This is a genomic window from Ancylomarina sp. YFZ004, from assembly GCF_054254355.1.
Genome location: NZ_JBTCHQ010000002.1, coordinates 280,980 through 299,883 on the forward strand (window position 1 = coordinate 280,980; position 18,904 = coordinate 299,883).

Here is an 18,904-nt window from a genome sequence, read left to right on the forward strand (position 1 = left end):
GCAATGAAATTCATCATCCTAATCTTGAGCCTAGTCAGCTCACTTAATATTTTAGCTCAAAATAATCATCGAATTTTAGAAATTGATCACTTGGGCTCTATCTACACCATTGATGGAAATGTACTTAAGAAGTTCACATCGGACAAGAGCCTCGTTTCTAATTATTCAGATGCTTTATTAGGTGAAATAACGTCTATTGATGTATCCAACCCTCTTCGTTTACTTCTATTTTATAAGGAGTTCAACCAGATTCTATATTTAGATCAAACTTTAACTCCAATAGCAGATCCAATTGATTTATACACCTATTCTGATAATGAAACACAGCTTTGTTGTGATGCTTCCATTGGTGGGTTTTGGATCTATAATAATGATGACAACCAAGTTTTCCTGATTTCTAAGCGAGGTGAAATCTCAAATAAAAGTAGCCTTTTATCTTCCTATATAAAAGATGTACCTCCTTCAAAAATAATTGAATATCAAGAAAAACTATATTTCTTAATTCCCACACAAGGACTCTTAGTGCTAAATAAATTTGGTCGATTCCTCCAGGAAGTTTCATTAACAGGAATAACAGATTTTTGTTTTAAGAATCAGGCTCTTCTTTATCTAAAAAATAAGACTTGGTTTGCCTATAATCCACAAGGAAAAACGGACTCCATCGTTTTTGAAATGAAAAATTCAAATGATAGACAAAGCAAAATCCAGTCCGACAAAATCTATATTTTTTGTGGAGACCAAATCTCGATAAAAAAGCTAAATCACTGATATAAAAGCTGTACAATTTCAATCCAAAAACAAGAAGTTGCATTCCTAAAAATTATTCTTAATTTTAGTTGATTTTTTCAAGAATAAAACTAAACATAACAATGCATATTGCTGTTGCAGGAAATATTGGGGCTGGCAAAACAACTTTAGCCGGTTTGCTTTCGAAACATTACGCTTGGGAAGCTCACTTTGAGGATGTTGATGAGAACCCATATCTAAACGATTTTTACGAAGATATGAAGCGTTGGTCATTTCCTCTGCAAATTCACTTTCTAAATTCACGTTTCAACCAAGTTTTAGCTCTACGCAAAACTGGAAAGAAAATTATTCAGGATAGAACCATCTACGAAGATGCTCATATTTTTGCGCCTAGTTTACATGGTATGAACCTAATGGAAGAGAGAGATTTTAAAAACTATGTCGCTCTTTTTGAGGTCATGAGTGGCCTGATTCAAGCTCCAGACTTGTTAATTTATCTGCGAGCTTCTATCCCTACTCTAGTAGGGCATATTCAAGCCAGAGGACGTGATTATGAGGAAACCATTCGTCTAGACTACCTAAAGAATCTAAACGAGCGCTACGAAGCTTGGATTGAAGGATATGATAAAGGAAAATTATTGATCATTGATGTTGATAATATTGATTTCTTAGGAAACCCTAAGGATTTATCTGAGGTTATCTCAAATATCGATGCCAATCTGCATGGCCTTTTCACAGAAAATTTAGTTTAAAACATTCTTTTGCATCTAAAGCATGCAGAATCCATCCGAAAGCAATCGGATTTACAATCAGAAAATAATATCGCTATGCATATCGCTATTGCAGGAAATATAGGCTCAGGAAAAACGACACTTACCGAACTACTTGCCAAACAATACGGATGGGAAGCTCACTTCGAAGATGTTGATGAAAACCCATACTTGAATGACTTTTACGATGACATGAAACGCTGGTCATTCAATCTTCAAATTTATTTCCTGAAAAGTCGATTTTCTCAGATCATGGATATTCGAAAATCAGGTAAAAATATCATTCAGGATAGAACAATCTATGAAGACGCTCAAATTTTTGCGCCGAACCTATTTGATATGGGCTTAATGACTGAACGTGATTTTAATAATTACTGCAAGCTTTTCAAGCTAATGAGTTCGATGATTCAGGCTCCAGATTTATTAATTTATTTACGTTCATCAGTTCCAACCCTTGTTGATAATATTCAAAAAAGAGGTAGAGAATATGAAGAAACTATTCGCTTGGATTATCTTAAAAACCTGAATAATCGTTACGAAAACTGGATTAAGGAATACACAAATGGAAAACTTCTTATTGTGGATGCAGATAATATCGATTTCCTTAAGAATCCAAACGATCTTAACTCGATAATGGACCAAGTTGAAGCTCAAATTCACGGCCTATTTTAAAAGAATAAAAATATTCATAATTAATAAAGCTCCAAGATCTTACATTAGAAGTTCTTGGAGCTTTTATTTTATGACCAGGCAAGCCTGATTAAAAATCATTCAAATCTTCAAATACAGTTAGTGATTTTAACTTAGTGAATCCATGACTGTGCACGGCATAAAAGTTCAAGATAGCTCTAAGCACTATTTTTAAATCGTCGGCCGATAAATCGATTTCATCGACACGACTATGTTGAGTCTCTAGAATTAAGTGCAACAAATCACTTATATGGCTATTCAAACAATGTGCGTGTCTACTTTCCAAACCTACAAAAACAGCATTATCCAAATCAAAAAACTGATTCTCTTCTGACCAATTATCATGTGGGTAAAACCCAAGGAATCTAGTTAAATTTAATAAAAAACTAAGGTGGTATGCTTTAGGTATTTTATCGATCTGGATCAAATAGGAAATATGATTACTCAAAAAGCTAAATAACTGAGCTTCTCCTTCCTCCTCTTTTAAAACCTTTGAAAGAACCTCTGCTAGAAATAAAACAAGATGATTCTTCTGAGTTTCAAAATTTAGGTGAGGAATTGATTCTGCAAACTGAGCCTCTTTAATCATTTGTAGATTCTTCCCATCTCTATGAGAAACATTCATATCTAGAATAAAAAGAGATTGAAAAAGGTTTGATTTGGTTCTAGATCTCTTCGCTCTTCCCCCTTTCACCATATAACTTTGCCGACCGAATTTTTCGGTATAAGCATGGACAATAAGGCTTGTTTCACCATATTTTACCAGACCTAATATAATAGCTTTCGTTTTATGAATCATACAAATGAAATAAAGATAATATCTGATATCAGATTAAAAAAACAGAGCAATAAGTAAGTTACTTACTTAAAGTTAATTCTAGGTTAACCCTAATTTAGCTCAATAATATTCTCAAATACACCTAAACAACGACAACACTAATTAACTGCTCATTTAATGATTGTTACATCAGATTTACTTAAGTAAATATTCAACTAATTTACGTACTGCATTTCCTCTATGACTAATTTTATTCTTATCAGATAAAGACATTTCTGCAAAAGAAACATCATATGATGCAGGTTGGAAGATAGGATCATAACCAAAGCCATCTTTCCCCTTTCTTTCATTCAAAATGTCACCATTTACAATACCTTCAAATTGCTTTTCCTTGCCATCAATGATTAAAGAAATAACAGTTCTAAATCGTGCAGATCTTTCTTTAAGACCATCAAGTTTATCAAGCACTTTCTGCATATTACCTTCTGATGAACGTGAACTGCCAGCATAACGTGCAGAATATACTCCAGGCTCATTATTCAAAACAGCAACTTCTAAGCCAGTATCATCAGCAAAACAATTCACCCCAAATTTATCATAAATATAGTGTGCTTTTTGGCTCGCATTTTCCTCAAGTGTTTCATGATCTTCTGGGATCTCATCCTCGCAATTGATATCGGCTAAACTTAACACCTGGAATTCATTTCCAAGCATATTTTGAATCTCTGAAAGTTTGTGTTGATTATTGGTTGCAAAAACAAGTTTCATATATTGAAATTTTTAATATTTATAAGAATTATAACTCACTTCAAAGATAATGGCATTCTTTAAAAATTTCTAATTTCTGAAATGTTAGATCATTAAATAGAAATCAAATCTAGAAGAAAAAAAAATCCCAATTCAAAAGAATGGGATTCATTATAAAATATTTTTAAAAACTATTTAAAAGGTATAAACTTCCACATACCACGTGTAGGTGTTATACACATGACTGGAATTTTCTCAGTATTGGCTATCAAATAATGACTCTTAGGAGTTGTAAAGAAACTTCTATAATCCAATTCATTTTTAGTTAAATTCAGAATCAAATCTATTCCACGTTTACGTGAAAAACTAACGATAGAATTATTGAAATCAAAAACACTAAAGCATTCACTCTCAAAATTTATCTTTTCTTTATTCAAAAAATTCTTAGCAAAGGCAACATTTCTAAATATTTTCCTATTCTGTCCTGCCTCTTCAAATTCAGGATAAACCAGATAAACTTTAAGCTCAATAAATCGAGCCAAGAAAGCAATCCATCTTAATAATAATTTACTCTCTTTTCTTTGATCAATCGGACAAGCGAGCGAAAAAGTACTTCTTGTTCGCTTAGGTCTCTGAACCACAACAGATGGAATAACAGCTCCCGATAGAACATTTAGAATAGATGTTCCAACATATTTCTGAATCCCTTTAAAACCATCGATACCGACAAAAATAATAGCTGTCTGATTTTCGTCAGCTGCCTCTTTTAAACCAGAATGAAAACTTCCCACTTTTACAATAGTTCGCACCCGTTTGCCTTTTCTAGCTAAAACATCAGCTGCAATTTTATCGAGTTTTATTTTAATTTCATTTATAAGGTCTACTTTCTTGACAACATAAATCAAACAAACATCAAGTTTAGTTTTAGATGAATAAAAAAGAGCGTGATCTAAAGCATACTCAGAAACGCCCTTAAAATCCCATGGCACAAATATTGTTTTCCCGTTCTCTATCATCTCTTTTTTTTTGACAATTACACTTTTATCTTATTTGGATAAAGTATTTTTCTATTCAAAAGAAAATATTACTTTGCCTAAAACTAACAAAACAAAAGTTAAATTCAAAAATATAAGTTAATCTTATTCAATTAAATAAAAGAAATGAACAGCCTTACAGCACAAGTACAGAAATGCACAAACAATACATAACAATCACAATATCACACCAAAATCCTTTGCAATTTTAAATCATCTTTATTTATAAGTTCCATATGACCATAAGTCTTTGCGAGGATTTACACACAATACAGGAATCTTCTCCTTATTTGCAATTAAGTACTGGATTTTTGGAGCAGAAAATATTTTTTGAACCTTGGGTTGACGTTTGGTTATGGTAAAAATTAAGTCGGCATGTTTTTTCTTCGCATAGTCGACAATGGCATTATTGAATTGTTTTGAGCTCAACTTTACCTCTTCATAATTCACACTGCAATCACTCAAATAATGTTTAGAGAAATTAACATTTGCCTTAGTTCTAAGGATTCTTGTTTGAGTTTTATATTCAGGATAAACCAATGATATTTTAGCCCCTAAAACTTGAGCAAAATAAGCAACCCAATATAGAATTTCTTTACTCTCTTTCCGTGAATCGATAGGACATACTAAGGAAAAATGAGTATGCTTTTCACGAGGAGCTTGTACAATCACGAAAGGAATAGGAGAATCCATTATTATACGCATAACATGACTGCCTATGTAGTTTTGAATACCCTGTACGCCATGTGTGCCTATAAAAATGACAGCAGCAGAAATTTCCTTGGCAGCAGAGCATAATCCTTCAGACACATTTCCATGACGAACCATCATATCAATATGCTTCCCTCTGCTCTGATAAACCTGATCAACAACTTTTTGCAGCTCGATACTCTTCTCTTTTTCAACAGATTCTCGTTTGATGATATGCACCAAACAAATCTTCATATTGGTCTGGTATGAGTAAAACAAAGCATGATCTAAAGCAAGCTTTGAATATTCTGAAAAATCCCAACCAACAACTATTACTTTCCCTCTCTTTTTCATCTCAGTAGGATTTAATGGGTAAAATCTTATTAAAGCCTAACCTAAAGATGTCAATTAAGAGCCCTTATCAAATCACTTTCTTTCTCATAAATTGATCTGCATCGAACCCATCACACTCCACCTTAAGCTCTGATATATAATTTACTAAGACTATTCCAATTTCCAATATATATTTTGACGACTGCACATTTATAATCAATAAAAATCTATAAGGCTGGATCAATAATGTGATCGCCTATCAAGTTTTTTTCCTAATTCATTTATTTGAACCCCAATAGCAAGACTAGAATTAAGCTTTTGACAAAAAACTTTCTAATTTTGTCTTTCAAGCTAAAAAACAGAATCCATGCCTAAAAAATTCCTCATCATTCGCTTTTCTTCCATCGGCGATATTATTCAATGTATGACAGTTGTTGATGGTATTAAGAACCATTATCCAGATGCTGAAATCCATTGGATTGCTAGAAAAGACATGTCCTCCTTTCTAGCAATGGATAATCGCATCACTAAGATTTGGGGATTCGATAGAAAAGCTGGTTTTAAGGGGCTTTGGATACAAGCCAAAGAATTGAAGAAAGAAAAATTTGATTATATATTCGATGCCCATAGTAATATTCGCTCTATCGTTCTCAAAACAGTTTTAGTTCCTCGATGGAAGCGCTGGTTTGACATTGGTCCAAACTACACACTTCGTAGTAAAGACAGAATAAAACGCATCCTTTTATTCAAATTTCGAATCGATAAATTCCCTATGCCATTTAGAGGGATGCTTTCTTTCAGAAAGCCTCTTCAACAGTGGGGAATTACAGATTTTTCTATCAATAAAACAGATTGGTACTTTCCAGAAGAACTCAAACAGAAAATTGACTCAAACATTCTTAACTTCAAGGATAAAGATGATTTAAAACTAATCACTCTTGTCCCTTCTGCAGCTTGGCCCATGAAACGCTGGCCTATTGGGCACTGGCAAAAACTCGTTTTGAATCTGCCCGATTACAAGTTTATGATTTTGGCAGGGCCTGATGATTTATTTTGCAAAGAAATTGAAGAAGTAGCCCCCAATAGAGTTCTGAACCTAATGGGTAAAACCAATCTATTGGAATCCTGCTACCTGGTACAGAAATCACAACTGGTCATTTCTGGAGATACAGGTTTTCTTCATGCTGCAGATAAGTTTGATATAAAAGCCCTATCCTTAATGGGACCAACAGCTTTTGGTTTTACGAGTGGCGCACAGATTAAAACATTAGAAGTTGATATGAAGTGTCGCCCATGTACGAAAGATGGATCGGGGAAGTGCTCTCAGGATGTGTATCAAAAGTGTATGGTAGATATTTCTCCAGAATGGGTAGCCAAGGAAGCTTTAGAAATGATTTAAATCGAAACAAAAGTGAAAAACATTAGAGACCTTAAGCAATTAAGGTCTCTTTTTTTTATGCCTAATGAAAATATTAGGCATAAAAAAAGCTCCGAATATAAATTCGAAGCTTAAATTTTGGTTGTCCCACAAGGACTCGAACCTTGAATGCCTGTACCAAAAACAGGTGTGTTACCATTACACCATGGGACAATTCCGTCGCTCAATTTCCTTAGAGCACTGCAAATGTAAACATTTTTTTCATTCTGCAAATAAAAAAAATATTTTTTTCGAAGCTTAAGTATCTAGGTGCCTAAAAATGACTATTTTCATGCCTTAAATATTTTTGCAAACAAATCATACTGTCAGCTAAACTCGGCAAATAGGAAACAATTCCATGGAAAATATGCCATCTTTGTTTGTCTTAAATTCAAAAAACAATAAAATAGAACTCATCATTCCAATAAATTTTTAATAAAATATGTCGGGAAACAATAAACTATCGAATACAGATTATAGTCGGTATAACATTATTCTAGGTTGGCTAGCGTTTGCTATTGCTGCCATTACCTATGCTTTAACCATGGAACCTTCTGCCAGTTTATGGGATTGTGGTGAATTTATTACAACCGCTTACGGTTTAGAAGTTGGTCACCCTCCTGGGGCTCCTCTTTTTATGATCTTAGCTCGTTTCTTTTCCTTATTTGCTCCCGACCCGTCATACGTGGCCCTCATGGTTAACCTGATGTCGGCACTTGCTTCGGCATTCACCATTATGTTTTTGTTCTGGACCATCACTCATCTTGCAAAAAAACTCTTTATCAAAGATGGAGAGATTAGCATGGCAAACGGAGTAGCTGTACTTGGAGCAGGAATAGTTGGTGCACTTGCCTACGCATTTTCAGATACCTTTTGGTTTTCTGCAGTTGAAGGCGAAGTTTATGCGCTATCCTCATTGTTTACAGCCGTCGTTTTTTGGGCTATTCTTAAATGGGAAAATGTTGCCGATGAGAAATATGCCAATCGCTGGATTATCTTAATTGCCTATTTAATGGGACTTTCAATTGGGGTACACCTTCTTAACCTATTGGCTATTCCTGCAATCATATTTGTTTACTATTTCAAAAAATATGAAACAACTAGAAATGGTGTTCTTGCAGCTCTTGGAATTTCACTTGTGATTTTGGGTGCCATCATGTATGGAATCATTCCTGGAGTCATAAAAATGGCTTCTTGGTTCGAATTAGCATTTGTTAACGGTATGGGTGCTCCTTTCAATACAGGCGTTTTTATTTACGGCATAGCCATGATCGCTCTTGTTGTGTGGACCATTAATTATTCAATCAAGCACAATAAAGTCATATTAAATACCATCGTCACTTCATTCCTTGTGATCATGATTGGTTATTCTTCATTTGCTATGATCGTTATCCGTTCTTCGGCTAACCCTCCTATGGATGAGAATAATCCAGACAATGTGTTTGCCTTATTATCTTACTTGAATCGTGAGCAATATGGTGACAGACCTCTTGTTTTTGGAGAATATTATAATGCTCCGGTTAACGATGTAAAATACACAACACCAGTCTATATTCAAAAGAATAATAAATATGTAATTGCTTCCCGCAAACCTGCTTACGAATTTGATTCTCGCTTTAAAACGATTTTCCCTCGTATGTATAGTTCAAATGCTGGGCATGTAAAGGATTACGAATATTGGGGAGGTATCTCAAAAAATAATCCGATTACAGTCGACAATGGGAATGGTCCTGAAACGATCTATAAACCAAGTTTCGGAAACAACCTAAGCTTCTTTTTCCGCTATCAGTTCAACCATATGTACTGGCGCTATTTTATGTGGAACTTTGCCGGTCGTCAAAACGATATTCAAAATCATGGAGGCATCCGTCATGGTAATTGGATATCGGGTATTCAATTTTTAGATGAAATGCGACTGGGTAATCAGGATAAATTGTATTCTGAACTGAAAAATAAAAAATCTAGAAACACTTTATTCTTTCTTCCTTTCATTTTAGGCTTAATTGGTATTTTCTTTCAACTAAATGCCGGTAAAAAAGGCAAAAAGGATTTTTGGGTTGTCATGTTGCTCTTCCTACTTACGGGATTAGCCATTGTGGTTTACCTCAATCAATACCCACATCAGCCTCGTGAGCGTGACTACGCCTATGCAGGTTCGTTCTACGCTTTTGCAATTTGGATTGGCTTTGGTGTATTGGGGCTTTATAATTTCTTGCAGCAGAAAATGCCGAAACTCGCATCAGCGGGAATCGCAACTTTAATTTGCCTTATTGCAGTTCCAGGCCTTATGGCTCAGCAAAATTGGGACGATCATGATAGAGGTGGACGTTATGCCACTTTAGCATATGCCGAGAACTATTTGAACTCGTGCGCTCCTAACGCTATTCTATTCACTTATGGTGATAACGATACCTTCCCTCTTTGGTATGCCCAGGAAGTAGAAGGCATCCGTCGAGACATCCGTATCGTCAACATCAGTTTATTAGCTGGAGATTGGTACATCAATCAGATGCGTAGAAAAGCCTATGATTCTGATCCTGTTCCAATGAGTTTAAGCGCTGAAAAGGTAGAGCCAGGTATTCGAGATCAAATTCCAGTAATGGATCGCTTATCCAAGCCTGAAAACCTTGCTGACATGATTGAATTTGTGGGAAGCGATAATAAAGCAACTCGTTTGGAAACACAATCAGGAAAGATGATGGATTATTTCCCTGGGAAAAATATCTATTTACCTGTTGATGCAAATAAGGTGCTTAAAAATGGTACGGTTCAAAAAGAAGATGCTGAGCTTATCGTTAATAGATTAGATTGGACATTGAAAACCAACTACATCTATAAAAATAGCATGATGATTCTTGATATCATCTCTTCGAACGAATGGGAACGACCTATTTACTTCTCAATTGGAATGGGACCTGAAAACTATTTAGGTTTAGAAAAGTATTTCCAGTTAGAAGGAGCAACTTATCGTTTGGTTCCGATTGAATCTGAAAATTCTTATGGGGAGTATGGTCGTATCAATACTGATCTTCTTTACGATAACATGATGAATAAGTTTGAATATGGTCGTATTAAAGAGCCAGATGTGTATATGGATCAGTTCCATATCACCACTTGCGGTATCATGTCATTCCGTTCGAACCATGTTCGTTTAGCAGCTAAGTTAAATGATGAAAACAAACCAGAAAAAGCAACTATGGTTCTTGATAGATGTATGGAAGAACTGCCAATTGAGAAACTACCTATCGACTATTCTTTAGTTGGTTTTATTCAAGAATATTACCGTGCAGGCGAAACTGAGAAAGCAAATAAATTGCTTCTGCGTATTGCTGAAAACTCTTACGAGAAAATGGACTACTTCCTTTCTCTAGAACCTGAATACTTCGCTAGTATTGAAACGGAACAACAACGAGAGATCAGAATTGTTCAAATGCTACTAGGACTCGCAGAATCAGGAGGTCAGGAAGATATCAAAGATAAAATCCAACGAGACTTTGAAGGCTTATTTGAAACTTTCAAAAACGGTGGAGGAACAAACAAATAAGATAAAGGCTGCGAATTTCGCAGCCTTTTCTTTTTGTAATAAGTCAGATTACAGCTTGAGCTTAAAATTTTCGATTATCATCCAGGATGAAAAAGCAATTTCTTATATCAACAATAGCAATTATCATTTTTTTATATGATAATTGTATAATCTAGTTTAGAACTACAAATCTGACATTTATCCCTAAAACTCAAATTATGAACTATAACAATAAATCGGTAAAAGCTTTATTTATACTTGGTGCAATATTGTTATTAATTGCATCTTTCCTAAAAATAAACAACATAGAAATAGCTGATTATATTCTTGCCATAGGTATGTTCTTAATGGTATCAAGCTTTATGATTTTAGTAAAAAAATATCGCAACATAGAGTAACATCTACAAAATTAACTGACATCAAACTATCTAAACAAGTCATTAAATAGATTGAGAAATAATCAATTTGCATAAATATCAATCACCTTAATAAACCTATTAATACTAAAGGTCTCAGAGAAATTCTTATTTTTAATCTATGAAAAAATTGAAACGAATTATCTTAGCCTTTGCCATCATTGGCTTGAGCTATTTCATCTACGATACTAGTGTTAAGCTTCCAGTTGTAACAGGCTATTCAGCTAAAGATATTTGCTCAGGCATTTTCATTGCAAACAGAAGCTTAGAGTCGTTACAGAATAATGATATCAACTACTCATTCATGAGTAAAACCAGTATCAAAGTTGATACAGCAGAGAAATCGGTAACGGCTAGCATATTCGGACTTTTCCCACGCAAAGCAATTTATCGCGGTGCATTGGGTTGCTGCATAACAAAGGGTTACAACGAGGATGAATTAAAACAACAAGCTTTTGATAGACCAATAATTGAGAATATCCCTCTGGGCACAGACATTGATAGCATCAAGGGTGAAATCGATTTTAAGCTTCTAAATACAGCACTTGATTCCGTTTTCGAACGTGAAGAAAGAACGCGAGGTGTTGTGATTCTTTACAAGAATAAACTGATTGCTGAACGATATGGTGATGGCTTCAATCAATCAACTCCCCTATTGGGTTGGTCAATGAACAAAAGCATTATCAATGCAATGGTCGGTATCATGAAAATGCAAAATCGTCTTGACCTAAGCGATAAGGCTCTTTTTGAAGAGTGGGTGAATGATGAAAGAAAAAATATTGCCTTAAACGATCTCATGCACATGAGTAGTGGTTTAGATTGGGACGAAGGTTATGGTGGATTGTCAGATGTAACCAAGATGCTTTACAAAACAGGTACAGCTTCAGGCTATGCTATGGCTAAACAATTCTCTGTAAAACCGGACTCCACTTGGATCTATTCTTCAGGAACTTCAAATATCATCAGTCAATACCTTCGTGACAAAATCAATAATGATGAAGAATACCACAAATTCCCTTACCTCGAATTGTTTAAGAAAATTGGGGCAAGTTCTTTTTACTACGAAACAGATGCCGAAGGAACTTTCGTTGGTTCGTCTTTTGGTTATGCGACCACTCGCGACTGGGCTAAGTTTGGATTACTGTATTTAAACGATGGTATAGCCAACGGAGAACGGATTTTTCCTGAAGGTTGGGCAGAATATTCATACACACCAGCGAAGGCTTCAAATGGCCAGTATGGAGCTCAATTTTGGCTCAACGCTGATTCGGAAATTGATGAATTCATGTGTATTGGTCATCACGGTCAGATGATATCCATTATTCCATCGAAAGATCTGGTTATTGTGCGTTTAGGTCTATCTATCGACAAGCGATTCAACACCAATAAATTTATACAGAACGTTGTGAATTCAATTAAGGAATAATGTAATTATCAGATGAATTCTCCTGATGTAGAAAATTCATCTGATAACTCCCACACAGAATACGAGCCAAAAGCTCGCGGTAACTGTTGGGTATGCTGTAGCGAATTTGTAGCTCACACCTGAATTGGAAGATATCTAAAATAGTCTGCTCATTTGTTTCAAGGTAAATTCAATTAGAGGATAAAAAGCAATCAGAAATAACGAAATAGATAACACGATATCAAACCGAATCCATGTCTTTCTATTCACAAAAGCTATACGATCAACTTTCAGTGAAATCAATCGATACAGGAATTGAAAACAGAAGAATACAAAGATATTAAGGGCATGTGGATTAAACTGATTAGCTAAAGCAAGATCTCCTCTTACGAGAGCTGAAAATGCTCTAGACAATCCCAAAGAGGGACTCGTATTTCCTGTTATATCCGTATAAAAAGAAGGAATGATATGACTCCCATTCTCTGGTAAAAAAAGACAGGAGTAAATGAACACCAGTCCAATTACTCCTGCAAATATGATATTGATGATTCTATAGGAATCAATGATTTTCATATAAATTATTCTTTCTCGATATGAATCTTAATTTTCATCGAATCAGTCTGTATGTGAATTGTTTCATCAATCTTAATACTATCCAAATGCAACTCCAATTTATCCAATTCATCTTGTAGATCGGTATTACAAGAATTTGTCCCACGAACAACTTCTTCAATCACATCTTCAACCATGTTTTCAATCTGATCTTCGTCTAATGAAGCGATACCGACAAAAACGAACAACCAAAGGCATGCAATTAATGTTCCTATAGCAGAAATCACCAAAGCCGCAATATTAATTCCCCTAGCCCCATTATCCTTATTGGCTTGAACAAGGCCAACTATAGATAGGACAATCGCAATAACTCCAGGCCCAATTGCAACAACACCAACACAAGGAATAAAAGCCATAAACAAGCTTAAGATACCAAGAACTAAACCAGCTACACCTAAGCTATGACCTGCATTTGTTTTAATCTTTTCCATATCAACTCTTTTTGTTCTAATTTGTTAGAATCATGATAAAGATAATAAGTTTTTCCTTTGTCTAAAACACAGGAGTGAAATACGATATAAAAAAAGACTCTCAATTTCTTGAGAGTCTTTTCACCGTTTCGCTAATTTACTTGAAAATTAATATAAATCGATTTGATATGGGATTCTAACTTGAACGCCACCCATATTCATAATGTTTTTTGTTTTTTCGTAATACTGGTAGTTAACTCCCAGCTCACTCTTAAGAATTTGCATCTTCACATTACCAGTTAAATCATCAACCAAAGCTTGGAATGGATCTTTTTCTTTTGGTAAAGATGTCAATCGATACTCTTCGATACCAGCCTTTTCTTTTGCAATTGCAATGGCTGTTTCCAATCCACCTAAAACATCAACTAAACCCTTTTCTTGAGCATCAATTGCATTCCAAACACGACCTTGAGCAACTTCATGAATCTCTTCAACAGTCTTATGACGCCCTGCAGCAACTCGACTTAGGAAAGTATCGTAACCATCGTTAAGAAACTCCTGAAGAATCGATCGTTCTTGTTTATTGAATTTACGAGAAGAGAATGGCATAAATGGAATTGGATAACCGCCACCAAAAGATGCAAACTTATGCGTTCCGATAGGATCTGTTGTTAAACCTAGCTTGTTCTTAATCAAATCTTCACCTGAGAAAAATAAGCCGTAAATACCAATAGAACCAGTGATCGTATTAGGATCAGCAACAATGGTATCAGCAGCACATGCGATATAGTATCCTCCAGAAGCAGCAACATTACCCATTGAAGCAATAACCGGCTTAGTTTGTCTTGCCAAGTCAACTTCTCTCCAGATAATATCTGAGATTAAAGCACTACCTCCTGGTGAATTGATACGTAAAACAATTGCTTTTACAGTCGTATCTTTTCTAGCCTTGCGAATTGTTTGAGCCAATTCTGGACCAATCGCAGTAGATGATTGCTCGAATCCAATTGCTCCTGTTGCGTACACAACTGCAATTTTATTTTTTGAATATTTTTTATTTGCCTTTGGAGCCTTAGTATACTTTTCGATACTAATTGTATTTAGCTTCTTTTTCGATTTTGTTCCTACAAGATCTTTCAGTTTAGCCTCCATTTCATCTTCGTAGATAATACCATCAATAAGCTTATAATCCAAAGCATGTTGAGGCTTACGTACGGCCAACTCATTCGTTAATTTATTAAATGCATCAACAGTAATATCACGCTCCTGAGCAATAGCTACAGCTATTTGATTCCACATTGCTGAGGTATAAGCTAAACTCTGCTCACGAGATTCGTCACTCATCTTCTCAAGGAAATATTGCTCTGTAGCTGACTTGTATTTACCTACACGAACAACCTGAGCTTCAACACCGATTTTCTTTAAGAAATTCTTATAAAAAGTCATCTCACCACCCATACCTGTAAACCAGATATTACCAAGTGGATTAATAAAGATACTATCTGATACAGAAGCTAAATAGTAGGCTTTTTGAGAATATCCCATATTATTATAAGCTACAATAAACTTACCTGAAGTTTTAAATTCTTTTAGTTTAGTGCGGATTTCCTGAGCAACAGCATAACCTCCAAAACTTGAAGAAATATCACTAACATTCAGATAAATACCCTTAATTTTATCATCCGCCTTTGCTTTTTCAATACAGTCTAAAATATTATTTAAACCGAGTTTAGATTGAGGCTTCATTTTCATGATATCAAAACCATCCAGAGGGTTATCTGAACCTCTATCCATGATTTCTTTATTCAAAGTGATTTCAAGAACAGAATTAGTCTTTACAGTAACAGGCTTATCACCACTAGCAACTATCGCTCCTATTATTCCCATACCAATAAATAGCAATAGAACACTACCAATGATAAAGGCCAAGAGAGTTGCTAAAGTAATTTTAAAAAAATTCTTCATAAATGTTTAATTTGAAAATTAGTTTTATTTTGGTCGGTTAGTTTAAACCTAAGATTCCAAATCAATAGAAAGTATTAATCTGATTCTCATAACAAATATATCTATTTTGTAAATGAAGATGATTAATAATACTTATTTTTCGATGTATATTTTGCTGAGTAAGATTTCTTTAGTTGTTTTGCCGTTCAAACAGATATTTTATGACTAGAATTTATTTTTTATTAGGGGGTAATATTGGAAATCGTGAAGAATTATTGTCTGAAGCAGTCAGAAAAATGACAAATCGGGTTGGTGAATTCGTTCATGCTTCGTCTCTTTACGAAACCGAACCTTGGGGTTTCACCCACGAACAAAACTTTCTAAATCAGGTTATTGCTTTTGATTCAGATTTATCGGCCATCAAAATATTAGATAGAACTCAAGTTATTGAGAAGGAATTAGGTCGCGTTCGCAAAACCACACAGTACTGCGAACGAACCATTGATATCGACATCTTATTTTATGGCAATGAATTAATAGAAAATGAAAGACTATCTGTTCCTCATCCTAGAATACAAGAACGTTCATTTGCGCTTTACCCTCTAGAAGAACTCATTCCTGATTTTATACATCCTGTATTGAAAAAGAGCATCAAAACACTTAAAAGAGAATGCCCTGACAAACTAAAAGTCAACAAATTCAACAGAGAATAAGTCAAAAGTCATATCAAATATACTTTTGAGCGAACTCTGTCAGTCTGCCGTGAGGCGTGTTACAGTCTCTACCATAATGAGTAAACAAGAATAAGACTGACTTGATTCTTGATTCGCAAACTAAGACCACAAAGGTGCTCATGTGCCCTCTGGGCGAGTCTACTTTTCTCATTTAAGGAGAATTGAAAAATCAGTAATCCCTTAATATGATATTATACTATGAGTAAAAGTAGAAGCCTTACGGCTTGAGCGAAACTTAAAAAAATAGAAGTTTACCTAACTAACGACAATGCATTTTTGCACAATCTAAAGCATCTTTAAAAGAGTCAAAGATATACTCATCCCCAATCTTAGAAGTCAAATCATACTTTTCCATATCCAATAAGACCGATTCATTAACGCCTGATAGTATAATTCGAACATTAGAATTCTGAAGTGACTTAATCACTGCTTTAAAATTATGAAACCCTGTTGCATCAATAAAAGGGACATGTCGCATTCGAATCACGATAATTTTACTCTTTAACCCAATTTGCTGAATCAATTGAGCGTACTGCTTAGCTGATGCAAAAAAGAAAGGACCACTAATCTCATAAACAGATATATCCTTAGGTAAATCGCTATAATCTTCTATTAAATCAATATTCGCATCCTTTTGAATCTGCTCGCCTTTGTCAGCCATTCTCTTCATAAAAAGAACTGCTGATAGCACAACGCCAACTTCAATAGCAATAGTCAAATCAACTAAAACAGTCAAAAAGAAGGTTGCCAGAAGAACCAGAATATCAAAGCCAGAACTTTTTAGAATAGATCGGAAAACACGCCACTCACTCATATTGTAAGACACGACAATCAGCACACCCGCCAAACATGACATTGGGATCAGTTTTGCCCATTTACCAAAAAAGAGCATGATCAGCAATAGAGTCACTGCGTGCACAATACCCGCTATAGGGCTTCTACCTCCATTTTTAATATTCGTGGCTGTACGTGCAATAGCTCCAGTTGCTGGAATTCCACCAAAGAAAGGTGTTACAATATTAGCTATCCCTTGTGCTATCAACTCGGTATTCGAGCGATGATTACCACCTATCATACCATCAGCTACAACGGCAGATAGTAAAGATTCTATAGCTCCAAGTAGAGCAATGGTAATAGCTGGAGCAAAATATTGACTTAGATTAGCCCACTCTATGGCTGGGAAAGTAATACTTATCGTGGTTGGAATCTCACCAAAGAATGATTCAATGGTTGTTACAGGAAGATCGAATAATTGAACAGCTAAGGTTATACCTATAATGGCTATAAATGAACCCGGTATCTTACTCGTAATTTTCTTTGAATAGATACTAATTAAGATGGTTGCTACAGTTAAAATTAAAGCTGTAGGATTCATTGTATGAATTTGTGAAAAATACATTTCCCATTTTGCAATGAAATCAGAGGGAACCTTATCTATTTCCAGACCAAAAGCATCTTTAATCTGAGTTGAAAATATCACCAAAGCAATACCACTAGTGAAACCCACAATCAAGGGATGTGGAAAATATTTAAGTAGTGTACCCAACTTTAAACAACCAAATATCACCAAAAGGATACCTGCCATAATGGTTGAAATGATTAAACCTTGGATACCATGCGTTTCAACAATACCATAAACAATAACAATAAAGGCACCAGTAGGTCCTCCAATCTGTACACGACTACCACCCAAGAACGAGATAATTAAACCTGCAATAATGGCCGTTATCAAACCCTTATCTGGCGACACACCCGAGGCGACAGCAAAAGCTATGGCAAGTGGAAGTGCTACGATACCAACAACAATACCAGCCATGATATCATTCGAAATTTGCTTTTTATCAATTCCGGCTTTTAAAAGGCTAAATAGTTTAGGGTTGAATAATTTTGACATTGGAGTGTTTATTTTTGATTTTCAGGGAGCAAAATTAGTCATAATCAAAGCACATTATTCTCGAAACCATATGTTCTTTAGACTATACCCTATCAGAATTTGGAGTACAAAAAAAGCTCCGAATATAAATTCGAAGCTTAAATTTTGGTTGTCCCACAAGGACTCGAACCTTGAATGCCTGTACCAAAAACAGGTGTGTTACCATTACACCATGGGACAATACCCTTGCTCAATTTTCTTAGAGCACTGCAAATATATGAGAATTTTATTTTTCAACAAAGTCTCTTACCGTAAAAGTATCATTTTTTTTCAGCATTGTTTTGTATCTTACTGAGAGTAAAATGTTTTGAGTCAAACAAAAAAAATAATTACTTGATATGGATAGCCTAAGTGGAAAATGGCTCTATGAAGAAGATTACAGCTATGGGAAAGCTAAAGGTGAACTCTTTCTCAAACAGATAGGGAAACGACTTATTGGTAAGATCATCTTTATAGAGAATATTGATTCATCTAATTCTGTAATGGTTCAAGAATTTCTCGAAGGTGAAATAAATGGTAGTCGGATTATTTTACATGCGACAGAATACGATATTATCCACTCAGAACAAAGCATTTTTTATGAACTCGACTGTTGGAAAGGCGTACTATTAAACGAATTCACTATTGAAGGAGAAAGTCTAGACAATCAGGGTATTTACGGGAGCTTTATTTTTCAGAAAGTCCAGTAAATCTTTCATTCTAAGTCAGACTACCTCACTAT

General features: G+C 35.0%; 17 protein-coding genes and 2 tRNA genes. 9 read left to right on the plus strand and 10 right to left on the minus strand.

Annotated features, from left to right (window positions below; genetic code table 11):
- The first annotated feature begins 3 nt into the window (after positions 1-3).
- From ACXR6G_RS04420 to ACXR6G_RS04430, 3 genes are all read left to right on the plus strand, one after another.
- Entirely contained in the window at positions 4-768 is a 765-nt protein-coding gene (locus ACXR6G_RS04420) for a hypothetical protein (protein ID WP_458360189.1), read from the plus strand.
- Positions 769-869: 101 nt separating this feature from the next.
- Positions 870-1,499, plus strand: a complete 630-nt coding sequence (locus ACXR6G_RS04425; RefSeq protein WP_458360190.1) for a deoxynucleoside kinase — start codon at positions 870-872, stop codon at positions 1,497-1,499.
- Between the two features lie 9 nt (positions 1,500-1,508).
- Complete coding sequence (locus ACXR6G_RS04430) at positions 1,509-2,189, plus strand: deoxynucleoside kinase (RefSeq protein WP_458360191.1); 681 nt, start codon at positions 1,509-1,511, stop codon at positions 2,187-2,189.
- An 88-nt stretch (positions 2,190-2,277) separates the two neighbouring features.
- On the opposite strand, the gene recO is transcribed toward ACXR6G_RS04430, so the two are convergent.
- The 4 genes from recO to ACXR6G_RS04450 form a co-directional block, all read right to left on the minus strand.
- Positions 2,278-3,006: a DNA repair protein RecO gene (gene recO, locus ACXR6G_RS04435; protein WP_458360192.1), complete on the minus strand. Its 729-nt coding sequence runs from the start codon at positions 3,004-3,006 to the stop codon at positions 2,278-2,280.
- A 174-nt stretch (positions 3,007-3,180) separates the two neighbouring features.
- Positions 3,181-3,753, minus strand: a complete 573-nt coding sequence (locus tag ACXR6G_RS04440; protein ID WP_458360193.1) for a non-canonical purine NTP diphosphatase — start codon at positions 3,751-3,753, stop codon at positions 3,181-3,183.
- A 170-nt stretch (positions 3,754-3,923) separates the two neighbouring features.
- Positions 3,924-4,748, minus strand: a complete 825-nt coding sequence (locus ACXR6G_RS04445) for a universal stress protein (protein ID WP_458360194.1) — start codon at positions 4,746-4,748, stop codon at positions 3,924-3,926.
- 237 nt (positions 4,749-4,985) lie between these two features.
- Positions 4,986-5,810: a universal stress protein gene (locus ACXR6G_RS04450; protein ID WP_458360195.1), complete on the minus strand. Its 825-nt coding sequence runs from the start codon at positions 5,808-5,810 to the stop codon at positions 4,986-4,988.
- Between the two features lie 346 nt (positions 5,811-6,156).
- Here ACXR6G_RS04450 and ACXR6G_RS04455 point away from each other — a divergent pair, with 346 nt between their 5' ends.
- Positions 6,157-7,188 carry a glycosyltransferase family 9 protein gene (locus ACXR6G_RS04455; protein ID WP_458360196.1) on the plus strand — a complete coding sequence of 344 codons (1,032 nt, stop codon included), beginning with the start codon at positions 6,157-6,159 and terminating at the stop codon, positions 7,186-7,188.
- A 118-nt stretch (positions 7,189-7,306) separates the two neighbouring features.
- Here the strand turns inward: ACXR6G_RS04455 and ACXR6G_RS04460 are convergent.
- A tRNA-Gln gene (locus ACXR6G_RS04460) sits at positions 7,307-7,380 on the minus strand.
- Positions 7,381-7,648: 268 nt separating this feature from the next.
- Between ACXR6G_RS04460 and ACXR6G_RS04465 the strand changes: the two genes are divergently transcribed.
- The 3 genes from ACXR6G_RS04465 (at position 7,649) to ACXR6G_RS04475 (ending at position 12,571) form a co-directional block, all read left to right on the plus strand.
- Complete coding sequence (locus tag ACXR6G_RS04465) at positions 7,649-10,750, plus strand: glycosyltransferase family 117 protein (RefSeq protein WP_458360197.1); 3,102 nt, start codon at positions 7,649-7,651, stop codon at positions 10,748-10,750.
- 197 nt (positions 10,751-10,947) lie between these two features.
- Positions 10,948-11,127, plus strand: coding sequence for a hypothetical protein (locus ACXR6G_RS04470; RefSeq protein WP_458360198.1), 180 nt, complete (start codon positions 10,948-10,950; stop codon positions 11,125-11,127).
- A gap of 139 nt (positions 11,128-11,266) precedes the next feature.
- Positions 11,267-12,571, plus strand: coding sequence for a serine hydrolase domain-containing protein (locus tag ACXR6G_RS04475; protein WP_458360199.1), 1,305 nt, complete (start codon positions 11,267-11,269; stop codon positions 12,569-12,571).
- A 135-nt stretch (positions 12,572-12,706) separates the two neighbouring features.
- On the opposite strand, the gene ACXR6G_RS04480 is transcribed toward ACXR6G_RS04475, so the two are convergent.
- The 3 genes from ACXR6G_RS04480 to sppA all read right to left on the minus strand — a co-directional run bounded on the left by ACXR6G_RS04480 (position 12,707) and on the right by sppA (position 15,537).
- On the minus strand, positions 12,707-13,123 hold the full coding sequence (locus tag ACXR6G_RS04480) for a hypothetical protein (RefSeq protein WP_458360200.1): 417 nt from the start codon (positions 13,121-13,123) through the stop codon (positions 12,707-12,709).
- A 5-nt stretch (positions 13,124-13,128) separates the two neighbouring features.
- The gene (locus ACXR6G_RS04485) at positions 13,129-13,593 is read right to left on the minus strand and encodes a hypothetical protein (protein WP_458360201.1); all 465 of its coding nucleotides are present in this window, start codon (positions 13,591-13,593) and stop codon (positions 13,129-13,131) included.
- A gap of 147 nt (positions 13,594-13,740) precedes the next feature.
- Positions 13,741-15,537, minus strand: coding sequence for a signal peptide peptidase SppA (gene sppA, locus ACXR6G_RS04490; protein ID WP_458360202.1), 1,797 nt, complete (start codon positions 15,535-15,537; stop codon positions 13,741-13,743).
- Positions 15,538-15,737: 200 nt separating this feature from the next.
- Here sppA and folK point away from each other — a divergent pair, with 200 nt between their 5' ends.
- Positions 15,738-16,229, plus strand: coding sequence for a 2-amino-4-hydroxy-6-hydroxymethyldihydropteridine diphosphokinase (gene folK / locus ACXR6G_RS04495; RefSeq protein ID WP_458360203.1), 492 nt, complete (start codon positions 15,738-15,740; stop codon positions 16,227-16,229).
- Positions 16,230-16,509: 280 nt separating this feature from the next.
- On the opposite strand, the gene ACXR6G_RS04500 is transcribed toward folK, so the two are convergent.
- Positions 16,510-18,144, minus strand: coding sequence for a SulP family inorganic anion transporter (locus ACXR6G_RS04500; RefSeq protein WP_458360204.1), 1,635 nt, complete (start codon positions 18,142-18,144; stop codon positions 16,510-16,512).
- 145 nt (positions 18,145-18,289) lie between these two features.
- A tRNA-Gln gene (locus tag ACXR6G_RS04505) sits at positions 18,290-18,363 on the minus strand.
- Positions 18,364-18,521: 158 nt separating this feature from the next.
- On the opposite strand from ACXR6G_RS04505, the gene ACXR6G_RS04510 reads away from it, so the two are divergent.
- A complete protein-coding gene (locus ACXR6G_RS04510; RefSeq protein WP_458360205.1) occupies positions 18,522-18,872 on the plus strand; it encodes a hypothetical protein in 351 nt (116 codons plus the stop codon).
- Positions 18,873-18,904: the final 32 nt, after the last annotated feature.

Excerpts from the sequence above, each read along its gene's own strand:
- folK (WP_458360203.1), top strand. The coding sequence starts at position 15,738 with ATGACTAGAATTTATTTTTTATTAGGGGGTAATATTGGAAATCGTGAA.
- ACXR6G_RS04465 (WP_458360197.1), top strand. The coding sequence starts at position 7,649 with ATGTCGGGAAACAATAAACTATCGAATACAGATTATAGTCGGTATAAC.
- ACXR6G_RS04480 (WP_458360200.1), bottom strand. The coding sequence starts at position 13,123 with ATGAAAATCATTGATTCCTATAGAATCATCAATATCATATTTGCAGGA.
- sppA (WP_458360202.1), bottom strand. The coding sequence starts at position 15,537 with ATGAAGAATTTTTTTAAAATTACTTTAGCAACTCTCTTGGCCTTTATC.
- recO (WP_458360192.1), bottom strand. The coding sequence starts at position 3,006 with ATGATTCATAAAACGAAAGCTATTATATTAGGTCTGGTAAAATATGGT.
- ACXR6G_RS04475 (WP_458360199.1), top strand. The coding sequence starts at position 11,267 with ATGAAAAAATTGAAACGAATTATCTTAGCCTTTGCCATCATTGGCTTG.
- ACXR6G_RS04450 (WP_458360195.1), bottom strand. The coding sequence starts at position 5,810 with ATGAAAAAGAGAGGGAAAGTAATAGTTGTTGGTTGGGATTTTTCAGAA.
- ACXR6G_RS04470 (WP_458360198.1), top strand. The coding sequence starts at position 10,948 with ATGAACTATAACAATAAATCGGTAAAAGCTTTATTTATACTTGGTGCA.
- ACXR6G_RS04485 (WP_458360201.1), bottom strand. The coding sequence starts at position 13,593 with ATGGAAAAGATTAAAACAAATGCAGGTCATAGCTTAGGTGTAGCTGGT.
- ACXR6G_RS04500 (WP_458360204.1), bottom strand. The coding sequence starts at position 18,144 with ATGTCAAAATTATTCAACCCTAAACTATTTAGCCTTTTAAAAGCCGGA.
- ACXR6G_RS04445 (WP_458360194.1), bottom strand. The coding sequence starts at position 4,748 with ATGATAGAGAACGGGAAAACAATATTTGTGCCATGGGATTTTAAGGGC.
- ACXR6G_RS04420 (WP_458360189.1), top strand. The coding sequence starts at position 4 with ATGAAATTCATCATCCTAATCTTGAGCCTAGTCAGCTCACTTAATATT.
- ACXR6G_RS04440 (WP_458360193.1), bottom strand. The coding sequence starts at position 3,753 with ATGAAACTTGTTTTTGCAACCAATAATCAACACAAACTTTCAGAGATT.
- ACXR6G_RS04510 (WP_458360205.1), top strand. The coding sequence starts at position 18,522 with ATGGATAGCCTAAGTGGAAAATGGCTCTATGAAGAAGATTACAGCTAT.
- ACXR6G_RS04455 (WP_458360196.1), top strand. The coding sequence starts at position 6,157 with ATGCCTAAAAAATTCCTCATCATTCGCTTTTCTTCCATCGGCGATATT.
- ACXR6G_RS04425 (WP_458360190.1), top strand. The coding sequence starts at position 870 with ATGCATATTGCTGTTGCAGGAAATATTGGGGCTGGCAAAACAACTTTA.